The organism is Veillonellaceae bacterium (assembly GCA_025992895.1).
Lineage (GTDB): Bacteria > Bacillota > Negativicutes > Veillonellales > Dialisteraceae > Dialister.
Map to the genome: position 1 here is coordinate 1,215,962 of DAJPGA010000001.1, position 23,753 is coordinate 1,239,714.

Annotated in this window: 21 protein-coding genes, 3 tRNA genes and 1 other RNA gene; 17 read left to right on the plus strand and 8 right to left on the minus strand. The window is 47.3% G+C overall.

The features are described 5' to 3' along the window. The first annotated feature begins 82 nt into the window (after positions 1 to 82). From mtaB to OIM03_05110, 6 genes are all read left to right on the plus strand, one after another. Entirely contained in the window at positions 83 to 1,399 is a 1,317-nt protein-coding gene (mtaB, locus tag OIM03_05085; GenBank protein ID HJI73653.1) for a tRNA (N(6)-L-threonylcarbamoyladenosine(37)-C(2))-methylthiotransferase MtaB, read from the plus strand. Position 1,400: 1 nt separating this feature from the next. Continuing rightward, a complete protein-coding gene (locus OIM03_05090; protein HJI73654.1) occupies positions 1,401 to 1,757 on the plus strand; it encodes a histidine triad nucleotide-binding protein in 357 nt (118 codons plus the stop codon). A gap of 129 nt (positions 1,758 to 1,886) precedes the next feature. Continuing rightward, positions 1,887 to 2,063: a 30S ribosomal protein S21 gene (rpsU, locus tag OIM03_05095; protein HJI73655.1), complete on the plus strand. Its 177-nt coding sequence runs from the start codon at positions 1,887 to 1,889 to the stop codon at positions 2,061 to 2,063. 21 nt (positions 2,064 to 2,084) lie between these two features. Continuing rightward, the gene (locus tag OIM03_05100) at positions 2,085 to 2,534 is read left to right on the plus strand and encodes a GatB/YqeY domain-containing protein (GenBank protein ID HJI73656.1); all 450 of its coding nucleotides are present in this window, start codon (positions 2,085 to 2,087) and stop codon (positions 2,532 to 2,534) included. 164 nt (positions 2,535 to 2,698) lie between these two features. Beyond that, positions 2,699 to 4,594, plus strand: a complete 1,896-nt coding sequence (locus tag OIM03_05105; GenBank protein HJI73657.1) for a glutamine synthetase — start codon at positions 2,699 to 2,701, stop codon at positions 4,592 to 4,594. A 190-nt stretch (positions 4,595 to 4,784) separates the two neighbouring features. Then, the gene (locus OIM03_05110; GenBank protein HJI73658.1) at positions 4,785 to 6,680 is read left to right on the plus strand and encodes a glutamine synthetase; all 1,896 of its coding nucleotides are present in this window, start codon (positions 4,785 to 4,787) and stop codon (positions 6,678 to 6,680) included. Positions 6,681 to 6,788: 108 nt separating this feature from the next. On the opposite strand, the gene OIM03_05115 is transcribed toward OIM03_05110, so the two are convergent. The 3 genes from OIM03_05115 to OIM03_05125 form a co-directional block, all read right to left on the minus strand. Then, positions 6,789 to 6,864, minus strand: a tRNA-Thr gene (locus tag OIM03_05115). A 122-nt stretch (positions 6,865 to 6,986) separates the two neighbouring features. Continuing rightward, positions 6,987 to 7,060: transfer RNA gene (locus tag OIM03_05120), tRNA-Gly, on the minus strand. 1 nt (position 7,061) lies between these two features. Then, positions 7,062 to 7,138 (minus strand) — tRNA-Pro (locus tag OIM03_05125). 131 nt (positions 7,139 to 7,269) lie between these two features. Between OIM03_05125 and OIM03_05130 the strand changes: the two genes are divergently transcribed. The 11 genes from OIM03_05130 (at position 7,270) to OIM03_05180 (ending at position 20,118) form a co-directional block, all read left to right on the plus strand. Then, positions 7,270 to 8,592: a hypothetical protein gene (locus OIM03_05130; GenBank protein ID HJI73659.1), complete on the plus strand. Its 1,323-nt coding sequence runs from the start codon at positions 7,270 to 7,272 to the stop codon at positions 8,590 to 8,592. A gap of 116 nt (positions 8,593 to 8,708) precedes the next feature. Continuing rightward, positions 8,709 to 9,398, plus strand: a complete 690-nt coding sequence (locus OIM03_05135; protein HJI73660.1) for a hypothetical protein — start codon at positions 8,709 to 8,711, stop codon at positions 9,396 to 9,398. Between the two features lie 168 nt (positions 9,399 to 9,566). Next, positions 9,567 to 9,737: a six-cysteine ranthipeptide SCIFF gene (gene scfA / locus OIM03_05140; protein ID HJI73661.1), complete on the plus strand. Its 171-nt coding sequence runs from the start codon at positions 9,567 to 9,569 to the stop codon at positions 9,735 to 9,737. A gap of 133 nt (positions 9,738 to 9,870) precedes the next feature. Next, complete coding sequence (scfB, locus tag OIM03_05145; protein ID HJI73662.1) at positions 9,871 to 11,313, plus strand: thioether cross-link-forming SCIFF peptide maturase; 1,443 nt, start codon at positions 9,871 to 9,873, stop codon at positions 11,311 to 11,313. 215 nt (positions 11,314 to 11,528) lie between these two features. After that, a complete protein-coding gene (locus OIM03_05150) occupies positions 11,529 to 11,975 on the plus strand; it encodes a hypothetical protein (protein ID HJI73663.1) in 447 nt (148 codons plus the stop codon). A gap of 15 nt (positions 11,976 to 11,990) precedes the next feature. Further along, complete coding sequence (locus OIM03_05155; GenBank protein ID HJI73664.1) at positions 11,991 to 13,163, plus strand: hypothetical protein; 1,173 nt, start codon at positions 11,991 to 11,993, stop codon at positions 13,161 to 13,163. After that, complete coding sequence (locus OIM03_05160; protein ID HJI73665.1) at positions 13,156 to 14,817, plus strand: hypothetical protein; 1,662 nt, start codon at positions 13,156 to 13,158, stop codon at positions 14,815 to 14,817. Before OIM03_05155 ends, OIM03_05160 begins: the two co-directional genes overlap by 8 nt. A 70-nt stretch (positions 14,818 to 14,887) precedes the next feature. After that, on the plus strand, positions 14,888 to 16,273 hold the full coding sequence (locus OIM03_05165) for a glucose-6-phosphate isomerase (GenBank protein HJI73666.1): 1,386 nt from the start codon (positions 14,888 to 14,890) through the stop codon (positions 16,271 to 16,273). A 14-nt stretch (positions 16,274 to 16,287) separates the two neighbouring features. Beyond that, on the plus strand, positions 16,288 to 16,845 hold the full coding sequence (locus OIM03_05170) for a hypothetical protein (GenBank protein HJI73667.1): 558 nt from the start codon (positions 16,288 to 16,290) through the stop codon (positions 16,843 to 16,845). A gap of 8 nt (positions 16,846 to 16,853) precedes the next feature. Then, positions 16,854 to 18,152: a bacterial type II/III secretion system short domain protein gene (locus OIM03_05175; protein ID HJI73668.1), complete on the plus strand. Its 1,299-nt coding sequence runs from the start codon at positions 16,854 to 16,856 to the stop codon at positions 18,150 to 18,152. Between the two features lie 76 nt (positions 18,153 to 18,228). Beyond that, on the plus strand, positions 18,229 to 20,118 hold the full coding sequence (locus OIM03_05180) for an ATP-binding cassette domain-containing protein (GenBank protein HJI73669.1): 1,890 nt from the start codon (positions 18,229 to 18,231) through the stop codon (positions 20,116 to 20,118). A 95-nt stretch (positions 20,119 to 20,213) separates the two neighbouring features. Here the strand turns inward: OIM03_05180 and OIM03_05185 are convergent, their stop codons facing one another. The 5 genes from OIM03_05185 to ffs all read right to left on the minus strand — a co-directional run bounded on the left by OIM03_05185 (position 20,214) and on the right by ffs (position 23,605). Further along, positions 20,214 to 20,465, minus strand: coding sequence for an ABC transporter permease (locus tag OIM03_05185; GenBank protein HJI73670.1), 252 nt, complete (start codon positions 20,463 to 20,465; stop codon positions 20,214 to 20,216). Between the two features lie 10 nt (positions 20,466 to 20,475). Then, on the minus strand, positions 20,476 to 21,066 hold the full coding sequence (gene recR / locus OIM03_05190; GenBank protein ID HJI73671.1) for a recombination mediator RecR: 591 nt from the start codon (positions 21,064 to 21,066) through the stop codon (positions 20,476 to 20,478). Then, positions 21,066 to 21,392: a YbaB/EbfC family nucleoid-associated protein gene (locus OIM03_05195; protein ID HJI73672.1), complete on the minus strand. Its 327-nt coding sequence runs from the start codon at positions 21,390 to 21,392 to the stop codon at positions 21,066 to 21,068. Before OIM03_05195 ends, recR begins: the two co-directional genes overlap by 1 nt. 54 nt (positions 21,393 to 21,446) lie before the next feature. Further along, complete coding sequence (dnaX, locus tag OIM03_05200) at positions 21,447 to 23,363, minus strand: DNA polymerase III subunit gamma/tau (protein ID HJI73673.1); 1,917 nt, start codon at positions 23,361 to 23,363, stop codon at positions 21,447 to 21,449. A gap of 142 nt (positions 23,364 to 23,505) precedes the next feature. Then, an RNA gene (gene ffs / locus OIM03_05205) (signal recognition particle sRNA small type) lies at positions 23,506 to 23,605 on the minus strand. Between the last annotated feature and the right edge of the window lie 148 nt (positions 23,606 to 23,753).

Consider the following 23,753-nt stretch of genomic DNA (forward strand, 5'->3'; position numbering starts at 1 on the left):
GAATTTATATGCCTGATGAGATTGGATCAGACGCTCATCAGGGATTGACTCGTGATATAATAAAACCATGGAAAATAAAATTATGAACACAGAGAAAACCGTATCATTCATTACTCTTGGCTGCAAGGTCAACCAGTATGACAGTGATGCCATGAGAACCCTCTTTGTTGACGGGGGATACAGCCAGGTAGAAGACGATAAGGATGCAGATGTATATGTTATCAACACCTGCTCCGTCACAAGCATCGGCGACAGGAAATCAAGGCAGATGGTGCGCCGTATCAGACGACAGCACCCGGATGCCGTCATTGCCGTAGCCGGATGCTATGCGCAGCTTGCACCGGAAGTCTTTGAAAAAATGGGAGACGTCGATGTCATCGTAGGCCTTCATAACCGTTCCCACATTGTGGAATATGTGGAAGAGGCCAGAGGCGCAGGCAAGCCTTTGAATGAAGTCGTCGACATCATGAAAGTCAACACGTTTGAAAACATGTTTGTCCGTCCTGAAGGGGAAGTCAAGACCAGAGCTTTTATCAAGGTACAGGAAGGCTGTGACAATTACTGCACATTCTGCATCATTCCCTATGCAAGAGGAAGGTTGAAATCCAGAAAACAGGAAGACGCAGTCAAGGAAATCAGGAACCTGGTCGATACAGGCTACAGGGAAGTCGTCCTGACGGGAATCCACCTTGGAAACTACGGCAAGGATCTCCATGACGGCACGTCTCTTTCCAGTCTTGTATCAGAAATGGTCAAGATCCCGGACCTTCTCCGCATCCGTCTCGGTTCTATTGAATCCGTTGAACTTTCAGAAGAATTGATCGATATCATCAGGAATGAGCCGAAGGTATGCCGTCATCTTCATCTTCCTATCCAGTCCGGGTCAGACAGCGTCCTTCGCGGCATGAACCGTCATTACCGCCTGCCTGAATACAAGAGGCTCATTGCAGAACTACGTGAAAAAATTCCGGGTCTTGCGCTCACGACCGATCTCATTGTCGGTTTCCCGGGCGAGACGGAGGAACTGTTCCAGGAGACACTGGAAACGCTGAAGGAACTTAAATTCTCCGGAATCCATGTATTCCCGTATTCCAAGAGAACCGGAACACCGGCAGCCGGATACCCGAATCAGGTTCCGAATGAAATAAAGAAGCAGAGAGTTCACAGGGTACAGGAACTCGAAAAGGAAATTTCGCGTGAATACAGAGCCCGTTTTATGGGCAAAACTGTTTGCGTCTTGGCCGAAGAGGTCAAGGATGGATATTTTGAAGGGCTGACAGAAGAATACATCCGCGTATCAATCAGAAGCCAGGGAGTCGAAAGAGGCGGAATGTACAACGTACTCATTGATACGATGACGGATGACGGCCTTTCAGGGGTATTAGCGAAGGAGGAGTAAAATGGCTGACTGTATTTTCTGTAAAATTGCTGCCGGAGAAATTCCGAGCACAAAAGTGTATGAGGATGACCACTGGTTCGCATTCAGGGATATTGAACCCTGCGCACCTGTTCATATTCTGGTGATCCCCAAGAAGCATGTGGATAATATTCTTGCATTTGATGAAGAATACAATAAAAACTTTGCTGACTTTTTCCTTGTCATCAAAAAGATTGCCGAAGCAGAAGGACTGAAGGAAAACGGCTTCCGCCTTGTCATCAATACCGGTGAAAAGGCAGGCCAGTCCGTATTCCATTTCCACGCGCACATTATCGGTGGCAGAGAAATGGGATGGCCTCCATTCCCGGCAAATGATTGATTTCCTGCAGTAAATGAAACGCGCGATTGATAAATTAGAAAATAGGAATTGACATATAGTGGGTTCTAATTTATAATTTATAAGTGTGCAATAGCACCCCATCAGTCTTATTGGGAGGGAGGGATATAGATGTCTGAAATCAAAGTTCAAAAGGGCGAATCTCTTGATAGTGCTCTTCGCAGATTTAAACGTTCCTGCCAAAAAGCCGGGGTTCTTTCTGAAGTAAGAAAACGTGAACATTATGAAAAGCCCAGCGTTAGACGTAAACTGAAATCTGAAGCAGCAAGAAAACGTAAGTTTAAATAACAGGTTGCAAGGTGATACGTTTTGTCAATTAAGGAACAGCTGATGGCCGACATGAAAACGGCCATGAAAGCAAAAGAAGAAGGAAAGCTTGCTCTGAATACGATCCGTATGGCTCGTGCCCATATCAGACAGGCTGAGATCGATGACGGACACGCTGACTTCAATGATGATCAGGTTCTTGCTGTTCTCCGGAAAGAAGTCAAACAGAGAAAGGAAACTCTCGCTGAAATTGACGGATCCGGAAGAGAAGACCTGGTTGAGCAGACCAAAGCTGAGATTGCTGTACTGGAGAAATATCTGCCGGCGGAAATGCCTGAAGCAGAAATTGAATCCGTAGTAAAGGCAGTCGTAGATGCGATGGATCCAGAGCAGAGAAGCATGGGCCTTGTGATGAAGGCCGTCATGGCAAAGCTTAAAGGCAAGGCGGACGGTAAGGTAATTAACCAGATCGTGCGCAAGATTCTTGCTTGACTGTGCTTGACAGAAGCAGGATGCGTGGTGTATCCTTAGAACATAAGTTAATATGCTGCGTCAAAGGAGACTCATTCCGAAAGGGATGAGTCTCTTTATTTTATTTTTATCAAGGCGCAGTCTGGGAAAACAAAAATGGTGGATAGTCTTTCAGGAGGGCTAAGATGAACAAAGAATTGCTGTACTGCATCCCCGCTGGTCAATATGGAAAAGAAGGGGTTCTGTCTCTGTTAACACAGCATCCGGAAATCAGATTCGTATCTCTGGTAGGAATCGATCTGGCAGGCAACGATACCGATGAGAAAATTCCGATTGAAATTTTTATGAAAGATTATGAGGACTTCTTCGCAGGAAAAGCTGTGCAGACCGATGGATCTTCCGTTGTATTCATGAACATTGCAACACTCAATGATGCCAGAGTCGACATGGTAGCTGACAGCACCGTCAACTGGTACGTAGATTACAATGATGAAAATATTTCCGATGAAAACGGCCGCCCGGTCGGAACGCTGCGTATTCCATGCTTCCTGATCCATAACGGCAAGTTCATTGATTCCAGATCCGTATTGAAGAAATCCTGTGAATATGTATCTGAAAAGCTCAAGAAGCTTCTTTCCGATGCACAGGTTAAGGGAATGGAAAACTTCCCGTTCTCTGAAATTCAGGATATCGTATTTACAACCGGCACTGAACTTGAATTCTGGGTAAAGACGCCGAGCGAAAAAGAAACCGTTCAGCACCTTTCCATTTCTCAGAGACTGCAGGAACAGTATTGGCAGCGTATGCGCGGCAATGTCCGTACCGCTATGGAACAGGCCATTGAAGAACTGGATGCCCGCGGAATGCGTGTTGAAATGGGTCATAAGGAAGTCGGAGGCATCAAGCCGAAAATCGATGATGACGGTCACATTTTCGACGTATGCGAACAGCTTGAACTTGACTGGCTCTTCTCGACAAACCCGCTGCAGGCTGCAGATAACGAACTGGAAGCCCGCATCGTCATCCGTGAAGTATTCCGCAGAAACGGCCTTGACGTTTCCTTCCGTGCAAAGCCGATCATCGGTGTAGCAGGAAGCGGCGAACATACCCATGTAGGTATCGCAGCTCTTCTTAAGAACGGAAAGACCATCAACCTTCTTGCTCCGGAAGATATGAGCGCTGACTTCCTTTCTACCGTCGGCTATGGCTTCATCATGGGCATTCTCAACAACTATGAAGCAACCAATCCGTTTGTTTCTTCAACAACAGATGCGTTCAACAGACTGAAACCAGGCTTTGAAGCGCCGGTCTGCATCGTTACGTCCCTCGGACATTCTCCGGAAGTTCCGTCCAGAAACAGATCCATCCTGATGGGCCTGATTCGTGATACCGAAAACCCGAAGGCAACACGCTTCGAACTTCGTGCCCCGAACCCGTTCACCAATACATACATGGCTGTTTCCTGCCTTTACATGACAGCTCTCGACGGCATTGAATATGCAGTGAACTCCGGAAAAGGCCCGGATGAACTCCTGGCTGAACTTTCCAAGACAGCAGGAGAGGATGCTGATTACCTTTCCAAGGACAGAGAATATCGCTGTGAAAAGAACGTATTCGAAGATTACGATCAGGAACAGAGAGATGCTGTATTTGGCAAACCGCCGGCTACCGTCTGGGAAAATGTCCGCATCATGAGAGCAAATCCTGATAAAGTAGCATCCATTACAAGAGATGATGTCATTTCCAAGGATATTGTTGAATCCTTCATCGCTTCCATCCTTTACCGCTGGAAGAATGAACTGATCGATCGTATCATTCCTGGAACGGAAGCTGCCGTCAAAGGTTACAAGAAACTTGATAACGATGACAAACTTGACGAGAAGAGATGGAAAGCCATCAAAGCTGCCCGCATCGAACTTGCCAAGGATACTGAAGAAGAAAAGTGCATCTGCACCCGCCTGAAGGAAGCCCTTGAAGATGGAGATTATGATACTGCATCTGATCTCCAGATCGAAATGGCTAAAAAGTCACAGGCACTTGAAAAAGAATACCGTATTTACGCGTTGAATATTCTGGACTAAGGAATTCACCCCAGTAAATATACAATCAGGCCAAGGATGACCCATTCCATTACTAAGGATGGGTCATCCTTCTTTTTATATAAAGAACAGATAAAGAAGGGGATACTGTATCAGAAGTGAAATCCGGAATTTCAATCAAAGTTGAAATGTATCAAGTGGAATAAATTTTATTGATCTGGAGGAAAAAATTATGAACAAGGAATTACTGTATTACATCCCGTCTGGCGAATTTGGCAAGGAAGGCGTGCTTTCTCTTTTAAGGACACATCCTGAAATCCGCTTTGTTTCCCTTGTCGGTATCGATCTTGCCGGCAATGACACCGATGAAAAGATTCCGATTGAGATTTTCATGAAAGACTACGATGATTTCTTTGAAGGCAAGGCCGTGCAGACCGATGGCTCTTCTGTTGTCCTGATGGACATTGCGACACTGAATGATGCAAGGGTGGATATGGTCGCTGATGCAGGCGTAAACTGGTATGTCGATTACAATGAAGAAAATCTGTATACGAACGGACGCCCGGTTGGAACGCTCCGCATTCCGTGCTTCCTTCTGCATAATGGCAAATTCATTGATTCCCGTTCCATTTTGAGGGACTCCTGCAAGTATGTCGCTTCTGAGCTGAAGAAGCTTCTTGCTTCCGGTAAAAACGTCAGGGGCATGGAAGATATTCCTTTTGCCGATATTGATGATATCGGTTTCACCATTGGCACTGAACTTGAATTCTGGGTCAAGACACCAAGCGAAAATGAAACGATCCAGCACCTTTCCATTTCCCAGAGACTCCAGGAACAGTACTGGCAGCGCATGAGAGGCAATGTACGCACTGCCATGGAAGAAACCATTGAAGAACTCGATGCACGCGGCATGCATGTGGAAATGGGCCATAAGGAAGTCGGCGGCATAAAGCCGAAAGTCGATGATTCCGGCAAGACGACCGATGTCTGTGAACAGCTTGAACTCGACTGGCTATTCTCTTCCAGCCCGCTGCAGGCTGCGGATAATGAACTGGAAGCAAGAATTGTTGTCCGTGAAGTGTTCCGCAAGCACGGCCTTGACGTTTCCTTCAAAGCAAAGCCGATCATCGGGGTTGCCGGAAGCGGTGAACATACCCATGTCGGAATCTGCGCCAAATTGAAGAACGGGAAGACAATCAATCTTCTGGCACCGTCCGATATGAAGGCAGATTTCCTTTCTACCATCGGCTATGGATTCATCATGGGAATCCTTAAGAACTATGAAGCAACGAATCCGTTCGTTTCTTCTACAACGGATGCCTTCAACCGCCTGAAACCAGGTTTTGAAGCACCGGTCTGCATTGTTACATCCCTTGGACATGCGCCGGAGGTTCCTTCCAGAAACAGAACCATCCTGATCGGCCTTGTCAGGGATATCGATAATCCGAAGGCTACACGTTTTGAACTCCGTGCACCGAATCCGTTTACGAACACATACCTGGCAGCATCCTGCCTCTTCCTGACCTCTCTTGACGGTATTCTCTACGCAGTGCATTCCGGAAAGACGCCGGCTGAGCTCTTGGCCGAACTGTCCAAGAAGCCTGGCGATGATGCAGATTACCTTGAAAAGGGAAGAGCATACCGCTGCGAAGAAAACGTATTTGAGGACTTCACGCAGAAAGAAAGGGATGCAGCATTTGGCAAACCGCCGGCTACTGTCTGGGAAAATGTAAAGACCATGAGAGCCAATGCCGGCAAGGCCGCTGTCATCACTGCAGGCGGCAGCCTCAACAAGACAATTGTCGATTCCTTCCTGGCATCCATCGTATACCGCTGGAAGAATGAACTGATCGACAGGATCATCCCGACCACTGAAATGCTCGTCAAGGGTTTCAAAAAACTGCAGAGCGAGGATGACCTGGATGAAGAACGCTGGGATGATATCAGCGAAAAACGTTTTGCCTTGATCAAGGACACCAAGAGCGGAAAGTGCCTCTGCACGCTTCTCAAGGAAGCACTTGAAGCAGGGGATTATGATACAGCTTCCGACCTCCAGATTGAAATTTCCAGGAAGGGTGAAGCTCTCGAAAAAGAGTACTATGAATACGCTCTGAATATTGTTGGATGATCTCTGCATTATCCAAAATAAAAAACCCGTGCTAATGCACGGGTTTTTTATTTTTGGAATGGGGGGGAAGCAAAAAGCCAAAACCATCAAGGTTTCGGCTTTGTTTCATGGAGCCGGCAACAAGATTTGAACTTGCGACCTACGCATTACGAATGCGCCGCTCTACCAGCTGAGCTATACCGGCATCAATAATTGAACAAATATAATTTTACAGATAAAGCGCATATTTGTCAATATGTAAAAGGTTTCAATTGAAACAGTAAAGAAGGAAATAAAAAAGCCGCTGAAACTCAGCGGTTTTTGTCGTGGAGCGGGTGAAGGGAATCGAACCCTCGTAACCAGCTTGGAAGGCTGGCGCTCTACCATTGAGCTACACCCGCATGGTCGGAGCAGCAGGATTTGAACCTGCGACCCCTTGGTCCCGAACCAAGTGCGCTACCAAACTGCGCTATGCCCCGTCAACGTTGATTATTGTAACAGATGAAGTTATGTATGTCAATGGATTTTTTAGAAAATAAAATAGTTTTTTACAAAGTCTTTTCCTTAGGCCCGGACGGCTGTGATAATATAGGGAAAGGAGGATATCCATATGGAAGAGTATACAGAAAAACAAGTGCTGGAGCAAGTGGAGAAGGATCTTTCAGGCGGGGTCTTTTCTACTGAAAGCATATATATGAGGAAAGACCTTCTTGCGAAGGATACGGGACGCTCACTGGAGGACATAACAGCATCCTGTCTTCTTGCCCATAGCGAAATCCTGAAAAACAGCAGTTTTCTTACCTTACCGGAGACCTGCACGGCTGAAAGCCAAAGCGCTTCAGGCGGAACAAACAGGAATGTAGACCAGATCATCAGGCAGGGATACTTCTATCATAAGCATGTCATTGGGAGGAAAATTACGATTTCCTTCCCGGAAGAGAGGAAGGAGACCTTTGCTTTTGCCGCAGAGGATGATGATGGGAAGATGGCATCGCTTTTTTACATGATGCCCGCATCCGGCAAAGAGGGAATGCTTGCCGAAATTCTTAAGGTGCATGCGATGCTTTCGGTGGTAAGGAAAAGAGGCGCGCATGAGCTTATTCCGGAAATTCCATCTGATGCAGGCATCTCGGCGGTCATTCTGCTTCACGCAGGAGCTGGAGATACTTCCAGGGAGTGCCGCATGCTGGCCATAAAACTTGGCATATCCATTCTCCGCCTGTATCATGGCATTTATGCAGTTCCTATAAGCTCATCCCTTGCAATCGAAGGACAGTATACAAGGGACGGCCTCCTCTCAATGATCGAAAGGGACAGCAATGAGCCATGGTCACTCTTCCAAAGGGAATATATCAATCATGGGGGCGTTACAACGGATACGGGAGAGCCCTGCGTGAAGGTTCTATCTGAATGGCTCCTTGAAAGAAGGGAAATCTGGCTTAATGTGCCGCAGGGGCGGTATCGTCTTCTTGAAGGCAGCAGGATGGAGTATGAATCAAAAAGCAATGTTCTGCAGATGATCAGGCGGCAAAAGATCCTTCCTCCTTTTGGTGAAGTGCTTCCTTCAGGCATCGTATTTCTGGGAACAAGGGCGCAGCAGGTGGGCCGCCCGTCTCTTCTTCTTGAAACGAAGCTGAATTCACCCAAGGGAAGCTGCCATCTGATCCGTGCACTGGAGACGGCAGATCCCTCTGATATGCTTCTCAGGTGCGTATTAAGGGCTTTTACGCATATTTTATCTGTGGATACAGGAAAACTTGCCAGAGACCTCCATCTCGAAGGCAGTGCAGTATTTGAAGCAAAAATCCTGGTACCAAAGGGAAGCTCTCAGGAAGACCTCTTCCTCCGTGATCTCCCTTATGTGGAGCAGCTGATGAATGATATGGGCGTCGGCCTTGCGTTTCTCGAGGAAGGGTATCAGGCCGTGCTTTAATAAATTGGATGAAACTTTTGCCATAGCGTAAAAAATCATCTATAATAAAGAGCAATAATCAAGGCGGAATTCCGGAAGCGGTTATCCGGCATAGAGTATAAGGAGATACAATATTCATGGGTTTTTTCGATCATAAGCATGAAAAGGAAAGTCCAATCGGAAATCTGAGGGCGCATATCGGAACCTTCATGTATTTCGTGAAGGTGGGCAAATCCAAATTCAAAAACAAGGGAAGAGTTGGAGAAATTTTTGCTGATATGGACAATACACAGTATCTTTTCCAGCAGGCTACATCAGGAACGATGTACGATATGAAAAAGAAACTGGATTATGCCTTGTGGGACGCAGCTGTCCATAAATATACAGAAGACCTCGGCGAGCTCAAGAAGGAGCTTTTAAAAGCTGTCGATGAAGGCGCCGAAGCAGATACGGATGTCTTTGAAGAAAAAGAAGAAGAAGTCGTCGAGCAGCCTGTCCAGGAAGAGGAAGAGAGCGACTGGAAAGCCCATATCAAGGGCCAGATGGAAGAAGCGGAAGAAAAAGCCCGCCAGGAAGCTGAACGCAAGCGCCATGAAGAATCCACTCCTGCGTCGAATAAGTCCGATGACGATGAGCACATGACGGAAGCAGACTGCCGCGAGCTTTGGAGAATCATCCAGGGACTTGAAAGAGAGTTTAGAGAAATGAACGAAATTGCCGAAGACTGGTTCTCCGTTCACGGAAAAAAGGACGGCTGTCTGGGCGCTCTTGCTGCACTGGCACTGATTCCGGCAGGATTTGCATACGGGCTTTTCCATATTTTCTAAAGTATTTGTTTTTTATCGAAAGAAATTATCAGAGACGAACGAAATAAGATTTTTGTACGTTCCTTGTAAAATTTTCCATATGGCCTAAGGAAATGTACATGAAAACTTGTCATTTCCCTCTCCTGTATGGTATGATTAATGCAAGAAAGCATTCAGGGAGGTGACGTCATGTCCAGACATATCGTTACAATCAATCAGTCTTCTCTGCAGAACTCCATTAAATTTGAAGGATGCAGCGAATGCCAGACTTCCTGCCAGTCCGCTTGCAAGACAAGCTGCACTATCGGAAATCTGATCTGCACGGAACAGGAAGAGGCTGTAGAAGCCAAGAGAGCGTAAGCTTTTGAGCACGGCCAAGCCCCCGGCAAGCGCCGGGGGCTTTTAAATTCCCGTATCATAGAAGGATATGCCTGATCAGGACGGAGGAATCCGTTCTTTGAGTTTTCTAAAAAGGATAAAGGAGAAATTTTTCATGGATTATAATGTAAAGCCCATGATTCATCGTTTTCGTCAGAATAATATGAACATCGTCATGGATGTAAACAGCGGCATTGTTCATGTTGTCGATGATGTGACATATAAAGTTCTGGAATACTATAATGGAACGAACCGCGAGATGGTTCTTGCCAATATGGGCAGCGAATATGAAGAAAGTGAACTCAATGAGGTCATGGATGATCTTGACGAGCTGATCAAGAAGGAAGTTCTCTTTGCTCCGATGGATCCGAATTATAAAATGGCGATCGAAGACCGCCCGATCATCAAGGCTCTCTGCATCAATATCGCTCATGACTGCAACCTTCGCTGCAAGTACTGCTTTGCGGGCCAGGGCGGATACGGCCAGTGGCGCATGCTGATGAGCTTTGATGTAGCCAGAAGAGCTGTCGATTTCCTGATCGCCCACAGCGGTCCGAGAGAACACTGCGAACTTGATTTCTTTGGCGGAGAACCGCTGATGAACTGGCATGTCGTACAGCAGACCGTAGACTATGTCCATAACCAGGAAAAGAAGCATCATAAGAAGATCAAGATGTCTCTTACAACAAACGGCATGCTGCTTGATGAAGAAAAGACCAAGTATCTTACTGATAATCACATCAGCCTGATTCTTTCCCTCGACGGAAGAAAAGAAATGCATGACCGTATGAGACCTGACGTCAATAATGAAGGTACTTATGACCAGATCGTCAAGAATCTGCAGTACTGCATCGCTCACAGAAATGGCGAAGAATACTATGTACGCGGCACTTTCACCAGACATAACCTTGATTTCACGACCGATGTGGAAGATATGCTCGATCATGGATTCCCGGCTGTTTCCATGGAACCGGTTGTAGGCGATGACGACGCTGAATATTCCATTAAGGAATCCGATCTCCCGAGAGTCAAGGAAGAATACGACCGCCTCGCACAGCTCTTCATCCAGCGTGAAGAGGAAGGAAGACCGTTCTTCTTCTTCCACTTCAATATGGATCTCTGGAAAGGCCCGTGCCTGCCGAAGAGACTCAGAGGATGCGGGGCAGGCCACGAATACCTGGCCGTTGTTCCGAATGGCGACATTTACCCATGCCACCAGTTCGTAGGCCGTGAAGGCTATGTGGTAGGCAATGTATATGAAGGCTTGAAGAACATGAAGATGATGCATGATTTCCGTATGAATCATGTATTCAGCAAGCCGGAATGCGTTGACTGCTGGGCCAAGTTCTTCTGCTCTGGCGGATGCCATGCCAACAATGAGGCATATGCAGGAGATATTCACAAGCCGTACCAGATCACCTGCGAAATCCAGAAGAAGCGCGTGGAATGCGCAATGATGATCCAGGCATATAACAGCCTGCGCAAGCCGAAAGTTATGGCGCAGCCAGGAACAAGAGCTGCAAAGGCGGCTGCAGCCGCTCTCAGAAAAGAAGGCTGAGACGCGGAAATGACCGTATAAACCGGATTAAAAGAGGGTTTCTGTTTGCACAGAACCCTCTTTTAATTTATAATAATTGTTAAGTGTAATATATTCTGGAGTATTAGTTCATGCTGGTGATTTTCTGTTGATTTATAGCAGTGGCGCAAATGATTCAGCATGGCGTTTGGAATCGAATTGCTATCAGAAAAGTTTTCAAAAAGGAGGAATTTCTTATGAAAATGAAAAGATTGGCAGTATGCGCTCTTGCATCGGCAATGCTGTTTGCAGGTTCTGTAACAAATATATCCGCATTCAATCTCGGGAGCATTCTTGGCGGTGTCGTCAAGGTCGGCGGTATCGGCTTCCTCGTTGACAAGTATGGCGAATCCATCAATAGTGCCATCAACTCCGTCATGATGAAAGAAGGAGCAGGCACGAATTATGCTACGAAAGTTGTTCCTATCGTAAGTATTGGAAACAGCGGCTATATCGGTGCGGCCCAGGTTATCGGCGACGCTGATCAGGTTGCGAAGGTAGAAGCAGTAGGACAGCTTGAGATCAGCTGGAACGACAAGCTGTTCAGAATCAAGGGGCTCATTCCAATGGACAGCAAGAACCCCACTTCATTCAGCCGAGTTCAGGGCGTTGGCGTTTCCGCTGTCATTGATGTCAGAGTATAACGGGGGAATTGACTTATGAAAAAAACAGCTGTACTGGCCGCAGGAATCGCATTGATTCTTTCCGGCACGGCATTGGCGGCAGAACCGGTCACTTTATCAGACAGAATTGACCGTGTTGATGAAGTCATCTATGGAAGTGTGCAGACAGGATCCCTGATCGGACGTCTGGACAATGCAGATAATGTCATTTACGGAAATGGGAATACAACGGCAAGCGGTCTTGATGACAGAATTGATAACCTGTATACCGACGTCGTTAAGGGAAGCACAGATGCTGCTCCTTCCATGTCCACCAGGATCAATGCCATGGAGTATTACCTGACGGATGAAATTAAGAAGGGATCCCTTGAAAAGCGTGTCGGCGAACTTGAAACAAAGGTATTTGGCCAGGAACGCAAGGGGGCTCTCGACCAGAGAATTGCTGATCTTGAAAAAGCTGTATACGGTGACCAGCATGTGGAAATGAGAGACGTGGATCTTCCGGCCAATACTGTTTTCAAGATTTCCCTGAACGATGATGTCAACAGCAAGGTGAATAAGGTAGGCGACCCTGTGACATTTACCGTGCAGGAAGATGTCAAGGTCGGAGATGTTCTTGTCCTTCCGAGAGGTTCCCAGGGAAGCGGCCAGGTCACAAAGGTAACGAGGCCGAAGAGCTTTGGCAGAAGCGGATCTCTTGATATTTCCTTTGATCAGGTATTTTCTATCGATGATGAGGAAATTCCAACGGTACTCGGACCTGAAGCAAAAGACAAGCTTAAGATGGAAGCTGCTGCAGTCGGTGCTTCTGCCATAGGCGCACTGGCACTGGGGCCGATCGGGCTTGTCGGAGGCTTCTTTGTCAAAGGGAAAGACGTTGATCTTCCTGCTGGGACAGAGCTTTACATCCAGACACAGGAAACGGTTACAACCAAGGGTCTTGTCCTGACAAACGGAGCTCCGTCTGAAACATTAAGGAAGCACGTATCGCGCACAGCTGTTGCCGGAGAGAATACAGAAAGCGCAAAAACGGCTGAAACTTCCGCAGCTGCTGCAAGTGCAGAAACATCAGCTGTAAAGGAAACAGAAAAAACAGCGCAGGAAACAGTTCAGAACACAAATTCAAATACAAAGGAAACTGCGGAGAAAGCTGCAACATCAGCAAAAGATGAACCAAGCGCATCCGTAGTGATCGTGAGAAATGACTAATAAACGAACCTATGCTTTACTGCTTGCAGCCATACTTGCAGGAATGGCGGTTCCTGCCGCCGCAGAGGACGTGGAGGATACCACATCCACCCAGGCTGATGCAGAGGCAGCTGACAAGCTTCAGGATAATATGATGACAGACCTGCCGCCGGCAGACCGCGCAGGCACCATAGCTCTGGCGGATGAAGGGATTTTGTACCCTCCGTCTTCCGGAAGCTCGATCATCAGGGATACTACTGCGAAAAAAGCAGAAGAAAAGCCCAAAACAAAAACAAAAATGAAAGACGGAAAGCCGGTTCAGGACACGGGAATTTCAAAAGAGAACCCGATGTATGTAACGGCTGACTACATGCGTTATAACGATACGACTGGTGATGTCGATGCACTCGGCAAAGTCGATATCAGGCACATGATGGATACGTATCAGACAGAGTATCTCTACGGAAACATGATTACGAAGAAGTATGTCATTCCGGGAGAGCTTACTTGGACAAACCCTCAGACGAACCTCAAGGCCCAGCGCGGCGAATACGACGCTGAAAAGGGCATCGGCAAGTTCGAAGGCCTTACCGGCTGGCAGCAGGGGACGTATTACTACCAGGGCTCTGACGGCATCTATGACAGAAATGCCAATAAGATGATCGTCAACAATGGTTACTTCACCACGCGCCATGCCGTTGCAAAAGTGCCGGATTACCGTATTGAAGCTGATTCCATTGACATTTACCCGGGCGATCATTATACGGCTCATGATGTGAAGCTGATGGCGAAGAATACCATCCTTCTTACCTTGTCCAGCTATACCGGATCCCTTAAGGACAATTCGGGAGAAATCGGTCTCTGGTCATTGATTCCAAGGCCTGTTTTTGATAGTGATAACGGCATGGGTCTTCACAATTCGCTCGTTATTCCGATCAATGAGGATCCTGATTCCACTGTTTACATGGAAAACCGCTGGTATACGAAATCCGGATACAAGCCGGATATCGGTATCAAGTACTGTGTTCCTGTCGGCACATTCCGCCTCCATTATGCAGAAGAGGAAAGTACGACGAATGATGACGGCGGCATCTGGGTCAAGAAAAAGCCATCACTTGAATTTGATACGAATCATTTCTACCTGTTCAAGTCAAGGTTCTATGTAGGAGCCAGCGGCGAAATAGGAAAATGGGACGAAGAGCGCAATGGCCGTGATGTTGACGGGAACTACAAAGGATATGAACTTTATATTTCCGGCGACCCATGGCACTTAGGAAAGTTCATGAACTTTGGCTGGAAAGCCGGTTATGCCAAGGATTACTACGGCTACAGCAATAATATTCGCAGGAATTCCTACTACTCGATGGGTCTTTCCGGACATTACAAGATTTTTGACGGCTGGATCGGTTACACAGATCGTGATTTGAAGGGATACACTCCGTATTATTACGATTCTTACAGCAGCGAGAAGCCTGTTGATGCAGGATTCCGTATTCAGGCGACAAGCATGGATGCATTCAGTCTTTCCTGGTCTGTTGATACAGTCAATGGCATCCTGAATCACAGGTACTGGACATACTACAGGGATATGCACTCCTTCTATGCCTGGATCCGTTATGATGACATTGAAAAAGAAACAAAGTTCATGATTATGCCAAAAGACTTCAAATTCTGACATTTTCGGCAGGTCAATTGGGGGATTGGACCGGAAATCGTCTTTCTGATAAGTGGTTGGGGGATTTTCTATGTGTTTGACAATTCAAGACGCATTGTCGCTTGATATTGATTACTTGTATGGCCAGAGCTGGAGTGTCCGTGAAGATGACCTGAAAGCTCATGAAGAGGAGATCAATCGCGCTGCCAAAGAGGTAAGCGAAATCCGCAGGAATGGAACGGGACCGGATGGAAGCCATGTCTTCTTTCCACACCTCCCTTATTTATACGAAGAGAATCTGCTGATCGGCGATGATGAAAAGCAGCGGATCAAAACTCTTTCCGAAAAGGCGAAAGAGACAGACGCTGTCGTATCCATCGGGATTGGCGGTTCCTACCTTGGCAACCAGGTGCTTTTTGATCTTTTCTGCGGCCCTTACTGGAACATGAAAAGCAAAGAAGAAAGGCATGGGTTTCCAGCCGTATTCTTTGCCGGACAGAATGTAGATCCGGTCAGCCTTTTGAAACTGACGGAAGAACTGAAGAGAAGAAGCGGGGAAAAAGACAATTATAAAGTGACGCTTCTTGTGATTTCCAAGTCAGGAACAACGATTGAACCGACAACAGCCTTTCATGTGCTGATGAAAGAACTTTCTGGCTTCTGCGATGTATCTGTCATTGCAGTGACTGATGCGGAAAAAGGAGAACTTCACCGCCTTGCGTTGGAAAACAACTGGGAGACATTTACAGTTCCTGAGGGTATCGGCGGGAGGTTCAGCATATTCTCTCCGGTCGGTCTTGTTTTTGGAAGTCTGATCGGGTTTGATACCGAAGAATTCCTTCACGGCGCAAAGACTGTCGAAGAATTCTGCCAGTCAGAGAAATGGGATGAGAATCCTGCGCTTCTTCTGGCATCTTTAAAATATATCGGAACCAGCGAGTACGGGCTTGTTTCGGAGGTAATCATGCCATATGGAGATGCACTCCGCTCCCTTGGCTGGTGGTATGCGCAGCTTCTTGGCGAATCTCTTGGCAAGAAGTACAACAACGACGGGCAGATCGTGCATGCAGGAAGGACACCTGTTGCAGCCGTTGGAACGACGGATATGCATTCACTGACGCAGGAACATCAGCAGGGAAAGAAGAACAAGCTTTTCCAGTTCATTTCTGTTGACAGCCCTTCTCTGGATACAAAAGCATACTGCAGGGAAGGGGAAAGTGAAGGCTTTGTACAGATGAGCCGGATGCTGACAGCAGCGATGAAGTCTAATGCGGAAGCGCTGGCATCCGAGCAGCGTATGAGCTGCCGTATTTCTGTCAGCCGGATGACGCCTTACCATCTGGGCGCTCTCATGTATTTCTTCTTTTTGACGATTGCTTATGAAGGCTCCCTGCTTCAAATCAATGCTTTTGATCAGCCGGGTGTTGAAGCATATAAGAAAATACTTCATCAGTATTTAAGGAGTTTCTTGCAGTAATACAGGGGATTGCTATGGCTGTAAAAAAGAAATGGGCAATTCTTTTTGCAGGTATTGCGGGGATTCTTTCTGCCTGGGGATACTGGGGCGGAGGAACCGCAGCAGGCCTGCTTCCTGAAAAGAACAAGAATATCGAGGTTTCTTCCACCAGGGGAGAGGCCTCTGATGGATTCTCCGAGGGAAGAACGGACGGCGGGAGCCGCAAGGTCTATGATGCCGCGCTTCACCGGCGTGAAGGACCGATGAAGGATCCCTTCCATGCGGCCGGAATTGAGGCGGTCGCCGCAGAAACAGCAGCATCAGCGGCAGGGAAAACTCATGCAGCGCCTTTGGGGAATACAGCACCTTCAGCGAAGACTGATTCTGAATCAATTAAACAAACTCCGCTTTTGCCGGAATTAAAGGGAATCATCCATTTTGGCGAAGAGAAACGGGCAATTGCTGAACTTGGCGGAGTCGTTAAGACACTCAAAGAAGGAGAACAGATCGGAATATGGACGGTTTCCTCCATTCGAGAAAAGACGGTAAGCTTTTCAAGTGCCTCTGGAACGTTGGAAGTAAGCGCTCGCTAGTGAAAACGATGAGCGCTGCTTTTTGCTGTCTGGCCCTGCTTTCACTGCCGCTTCCTTCAAGTGCTGACAGCGGAATGGATAAGGAGGCAGCATCGGAAAAGATGCTTTCCCTTCATGTCAATAAGGCGCCGTGTACTGAAATTCTGAGATCCCTTGCGGAAATGACAGGAAAGAATATCGTATTTTCCGGAACGATTACAGAAACTGTTACAGCCGATCTTGACAAAGTAACGCCTGAAGAAGCGATTTCCTCTATTCTTGCCTCCTGCGGCCTTGCCGGAAGGACAGAAGGGAGTACCCTCATTGTCTTCAACAGCAAGATGGAAAAGAATGCAGGCGTCATGATGCGCCCGTTCCGGTTATCCTATGCTGATGCCAGGGAAGTGGCTGAAGGCATGAAGGCTGTGGCAGGCGATCACGTGACATATAATAAATCTGCCAATACAGTGATTGTGAAGGGGACTCCTTTCGAGCTGATGCAGGCTGAAAGCTTGATCCGCGAGCTCGATGTTCCTGAAAAGCAGGTCAAGGTAGAAGCAGAAGTCGTAGCCGTCAATAAAACGTACGCCAAAGAGCTTGGCATCGATTGGGACTTCAAGAGTCTGACAGGAAGCGCTTCTTATGACAGGACGAGCTGGACAGAACAGCATTATGTCACAGATTCTTCAGGCAATGTCCTTTATGATAGTGATGGCAACCCAAGAATCCGCAATGTAGAGCATGACGGATGGGATGTAAGCACACCAGAAGGCTATGCAGGAATCTCGTACGGGAAATCCCTCTCAGGGCATCCTTATACATTTTTCTTCCAGGCAAAACTGAATGCACTGATTTCTGAAGGAAAAGCCAAGGTCCTTGCAAAGCCGAATGTCGTCACGATGAATGGCAGAAAGGCAGAAATACTGATCGGAAGCAAGATTCCTGTCATTGTCGAGCATTTGGAAAACGGCGTCCAGACGACAGCGACTGAATATAAGGATGCAGGCATTAAATTGACTTATACTCCGCTGATCAGCCGGAAAAACGAAATAACCGCTGACGTGAACGCAGAAGTTTCAACTCCCTATCTTGTTCCCGAAATGAGGGCATACAGGATTATTACGCGCTCAGCCAATACGATGGTCAGGCTGAAATCAGGAGACATGATTACGATCGGCGGGCTCATTGACAAGGAGGAATCCCGTACCTTCAGAAAGGTACCGATTCTGGGAGATATCCCGATTCTGGGAAAACTTTTCCAGATCCGCGGAAAGTCGATCGACGAATCGGAAATCGTTGTTATGATCCGGGCTGAAATTCTTGAGTAACATTATTGATTCAAAATGGGCGGCTTCTGGAAACAGATCCGCTCATATTTCTTGATTTTTCATCAGAGGCAGGGAAATGGCAACTTTAAAAATTAACGGCTTATCAAAAGCATTCGGAATAAATACGGTATTTGAAAATGTAACATTTGATGTAAAATCAGGAGAAAGAATCGGACTTGTCGGTGCTAACGGGGCAGGGAAGACCACCCTTTTAAAATGCATCATGGGAACGGAAGAGTATGACAAGGGGTCAGTCAAAGCAAGTGATGGAGCCATTATCGGCTATCTTCGTCAGGATTTTGACTATGACAGCCATACGATCCGTGAAGAGATGGAACATGCATGGAAGGATGTCCTTTACTATAAGGATAAGATTGCTGAATATGCAAAGCTGCTGGAGGAAGGAAATCCTGATGAAGCGCTGATTGAACGGTACGGGAAACTGGAAGAGCGTTTTGAGTTCCTTGGCGGATACGATTATGAATCAAAAACAAGGAAGATCCTGACAGGACTGGGCTTCAAGGATGAAGACTGGGACCGCGATATCCATTCCTTCTCCGGCGGACAGAAGGTACGTATCAACCTGGCAGCGGCTTTTGTCCGTCATCCTGATTTCCTTCTTCTGGATGAACCGACGAACCATCTGGACATGGACATGCTGGAATGGCTCGAAGATTACCTTCGCTCCTACAAGGGCGGCATTCTGATGATTTCCCATGACCGCTACTTCCTTGATGCGGCTGCCACAGGGATCATCGATCTTGAAAATCACAAGATCCGTACATTCCGCGGCGGATATTCCAGATACCTTGAGACAAAGACGAACCAGGATGCTGCTTATGAAAAAGCATATAACAAGCAGCAGGAACATATCAAAGAGACAGAAGAATACATCAGGCGCTATAAGGCAGGCATCAAGGCCAAGCAGGCAAGGGGACGTCAGTCACAGCTGAACCGCCTTGAAAGACTGGACAAGCCGGTCCATCAGGCAACGCTTCGTTTCCATTTTGATCCGCCGGAAGACTGCGCAGAAAAAGTCCTTGATATTCTTCATGTTTCTGCTTCCTATGGGCCCCATGATATTTTCAAAGACCTGACGATGCATATCAAGAAGGGAGAAACAGTCGGCCTCATCGGACCAAACGGTGCCGGGAAAACAACGCTCCTGAAGCTTATTACCGGGGAGAAGCAGCCCGACAGCGGCATCGTGCAGATTGGGAATAATGTCAAAATCGGATATTATTCACAGGAGCAGGAAATGCTTCATCCCGAGTACCAGGTTATCGATGAAGTCCGAAACATGTTCAATTATGGGGAAGGAGAAGCCAGAAATATCTTAGGCATGTTCCTTTTCCGCGGAGATGATGTATTCAAGCAGGTCGGTATGCTTTCAGGGGGAGAAAAGGCAAGACTTTCCCTTCTCTGCCTTTTCCTTGAAAGGCCCAATTTCCTCATCCTGGATGAACCGACGAACCATCTGGATATACCGACGAGAGAAATCATGGAAGATGCCATCCTTGCCTTTGGCGGAACGTGCCTTGTCGTATCCCATGACCGTTACTTCCTCGATAAAACTGCGGGAAGAATCCTTGATATGGAAGGCGGAAAGCTGACTGAATATCTGGGCAACTACAGCTACTACCGCGAGAAGAAGAAGGATCTGGAAGAATACGAAAAGGACAGGAATGGAGCGGAAGACCATACTCCAAAGACTGAAGTGAAGAAGGAAGAGGAAGCAAAGCCGGCGCCGAAGAAACAAGAACTCTCTGCAGGGGATGAAGCCAAGATGGAACATCTCGAGATGGAAATAGGCCGACAGGAAGCCACTCTTGCCATGTATACAGCCCAGATGTCCATGAATCCGGATGATTACGAAAATCTTGCCCGTGAATATGAAGAAGCCAAGAGCAAACTGGACGAACTCTATGAAAAGTGGTCGGAAATTGCAGCAAAAGCAGAAGATTGAGCTTTTCAGAAGATGCAAAGTCAGAATTTATGCAGCAAAAAAGGACTGCGGATACGAGAAATCGTATTCACGGTCCTTTTTAATTTCCTTATTTCTTATTTAAGAATATCCAGGATGGCCAGGATCAATGTTCCTAAGGTGCCAAAGAGGGCAACGATGATGCCGTTCATGGTATCCCAGTTCATGTGGGTAATTCCCAGTGTATTCAGGAGCCAGAAGAGGACACCGCCCATAATGATATTTCCTATGATTTTCTTTGCAAACTTGGCGAAAAGCATAAAAGCAATGAAAATAACGATGATGCTTGTTATGCCGTATCCTCCAAGTCCTCCGAGTGTTTCCATCATTTTGGCCTCCTTAAAGCTCTTTACGATTCTGGACGGCGCCTGCCAGAGTCATTCCGTCAGTATAGCCGATGTCTCCGCCGGCAGGAATGCCGCGGCCGATACGGGTTACTTTGATGCCGGCCGGTTTGATGAGCCTTGACAAGTAGAAGGCAGTAGCTTCGCCTTCTGCATCAGGATCGGTGGCAAGGATGACTTCCTTGACCTCATCGCTTTCCAGACGATTCAGAAGTTCCTTGATCTTCAGCTGGTCAGGGCCGATTCCGTCGAGAGGGGAGAGCGCGCCGTGGAGTACATGGTAGAGGCCATGGTACTCATGGCTCTGTTCCATGGCCATGACATCCTGCGGCTGTTCTACGACACAGATGACAGAATGGTCCCTTCTTGTATCGTCGCAGATATCACAAGGATCCGAGGTTGCCAGATTGCAGCAGACTGAACAGTAGCAGATCTTTTCCCGCGCCGTTTTGATTGTGTCAAGAAATGCCTTGACTTCGCTTTCGGGACGCTCGAGCATGAAATAAGCAAGACGGCGGGCGCTTTTGACGCCTATGCCTGGGAGTTTTCTGAATTGTTCAGTGACATTCTCTAATTCCTGATTCATTAGAACATGCCGCCGGGAAGGCCGAGGCCGCCGGTTACTTCGCTCATGCTCTTCTGGACCATTTCATCGGCTTTCTTTCCAGCTTCGTTGACAGCAGTGGTAATCAGATCTTCCAGGATTTCCGGATCTTCCGGATCAATGGCATCCTTTGCGATTTTCAGGGCAACAATCTGCTTTTCGCCGTTCATGGTGAGGGAAACAGCGCCGCCGCCGACAGAAACGTCAACGGTCTGCTTCTTTAATTCTTCCTGCTTCTTCTGAAGATCTTCCTGCATTTTGCGTGCTTTTTTCAGCATGTTCTGCATCTGTGCTTTATTTCCAAACATAAGTAATTCCTCCTAAATGAATGTAAATGGATGGTCAGGCAAAACTATTAGAAGTTAGTCTTTTTCATATATATCATAGTCAGGGAGCATTTTCAAGGCTTCCTTGAAAGATGGGTCTTCCAGATCAGACTGGTCGATCTCGTCCTTATTGACAAGTTTGTAGCCGCCTTCGTTCTTAGCAGGTTCCTCTTTACCTGAAGGGGCCGGCGCAGCAGAAGATTCCATTTCCTTGGCAAGGAGAGCTTTTGTCTCTGCTTCTTCTCCGCTTCCTTCAAGAACGACATGAAGGAGTATTGGGGAGCCGACTATTTTCTGGAACGCTTCAGCGGCAATTGTCTGATAGGACTTGTTGTTTCCCATGATGACAAGGAACTGCTGCGGTGCCGTAATGACAGCTCTGGCATTATTGGCATAAATCAGGGTTCCTTTTCTGTAACAGGTGTAGATTTCCACCCTGTGGATTGCCTTGAAATAGGAAAGGACCTTTTCCCAGATGTCGCTGTAGGATGCAGGATTGATTAATGAAGACGGCGCATTTGCCGCGGGCGTACTTGGTGCCTTTGCCGGCTCGATGGAAGAAGACTTCCTTTTTGCTGCGCTCCTTGGCTTTTTCGTTTCCTTTGGCGTGGAAGCAGGCATGGCAGGCTTTGCTTTTGGCATTATGATTTCTTCCGGTTTTTCTTCTGCGGAAGGCGGAGAATATGGCGGGATTTCTGGAGGCGGGCCAAAGGATGGCTCTAAGGGAGCTGCCGGAGCAGGTGCGGAGGCGGGGGAAGGAGCAGGGGCAGGGAATGCATTCTTGAGGGAAATGATTTTCTTCAAGCTTTCCACTTCTTTCTCAAGCTGGCTGACTCTTTCCGCAAGGCTGTCCAACGCGCGGCTTCCCTTTACGCGGCAGAGACGGAGAATCCCCATTTCTGCGCTCATTTTAGGGAATGTGTTCCATTTAAGATCCTGCAGAGATTCATGCAGCGCTTCAAAGAGAGCATCCAGATAGGGCTCTGAGAGACTTTCCGCATCTTTCTTTATTTCATCAGCAAGTTTGCCATAAGCCAGAAGCTCGGGCGTATCAGGATCGATCCGGCAGACCATCAGATTTCTGAAATGCTCGAGGAGGTCTCTTAATATGGATGCCGGTTCCCTGCCGCTCTGAAGGATATCATAAAATACAGAAAGAGCTTCTCCGCTTTCTCCTTTGAAAATATGGCGTGACAGGGAAATCAGCTGCTCTTTTCCTGTAAGGCCCAGGAGGTCCTGGACGGACTCGGCATCAAGCGTGCTTCCTTCACAGGAAGAAACGCACTGGTCGAGAAGGGAAAGCGCATCTCTTAAGCCGCCGTCTGAGCGGACTGCTATAAGATCGGCTGCTTCTTTTGTAAGAGGGAATTTTGCCTGGCCGGCTATGTACATCAGGTGGTCGGAAATATCTTCCGTGGAGATTCTCCTGAAATCGTATGTCTGGCATCTGGAAAGGATTGTGAGGGGAATCTTACCCGGTTCCGTCGTTGCCAGGATGAAAAGGACATAGGACGGAGGTTCTTCGAGTGTTTTTAAAAGTGCATTGAATGCTTCATTGGAAAGCATGTGAACTTCGTCGATAATATAGACTTTCTTCCTGCAGGCAGAGGGAAGTGTCCTGACAGATTCCTTCAGCGCCCTGATTTCTTCAATACCGCGGTTGGAGGCGGCATCGATTTCATACACATCAAGAGAAGATCCGGAACTGATTTCAAGACAGTTCCTGCATTCATTACAGGGGTTGCCGTCATGGGGATGCTCGCAGTTTACCGCCTTGGCAAGGATTCTTGCCATACTCGTCTTTCCTGTGCCCCTCGGGCCGGAGAAGAGATAAGCGTGTGCGAGGCGGCCCTGCTCAAGCGCGCGCTGCAGTGTCGTCGAGACATGCTTCTGCCCGACGACATCTGAAAAAGTCTGTGGTCTCCATTGTCTATAAAGTGCTTGATAAGCCATTGCAGTCACCGTACCAGTAATATGAATTCAACTTTTGAACGTAGTCTAAGAGTATTATACCAAAAAAAATAAGCCGCGATAGAGATTGCGGCATCTGTATAATGAAACGCAGCAAAAAAGCCTTGCAATCCTCATTTATGACAGTCTCCAGGATGCACCGTGGCACATGGAAAGGACCACTTACTGCTGCTTCCTCTCGGACCTGACAGGGTTCATGGGATTCCATTGCACGGGGCCCGGAGGCTGCCATAAATCAACATTGCAAAGCTACGTGAATTATCATACATCATTTGCCCGGTTTTGTAAAATCCTTTTTGTAAATTTCAGCGGGAATCCATTTTGAAGTGTTTCCATATAACATATAAAAATGATAAAATAAGATAGTATTAT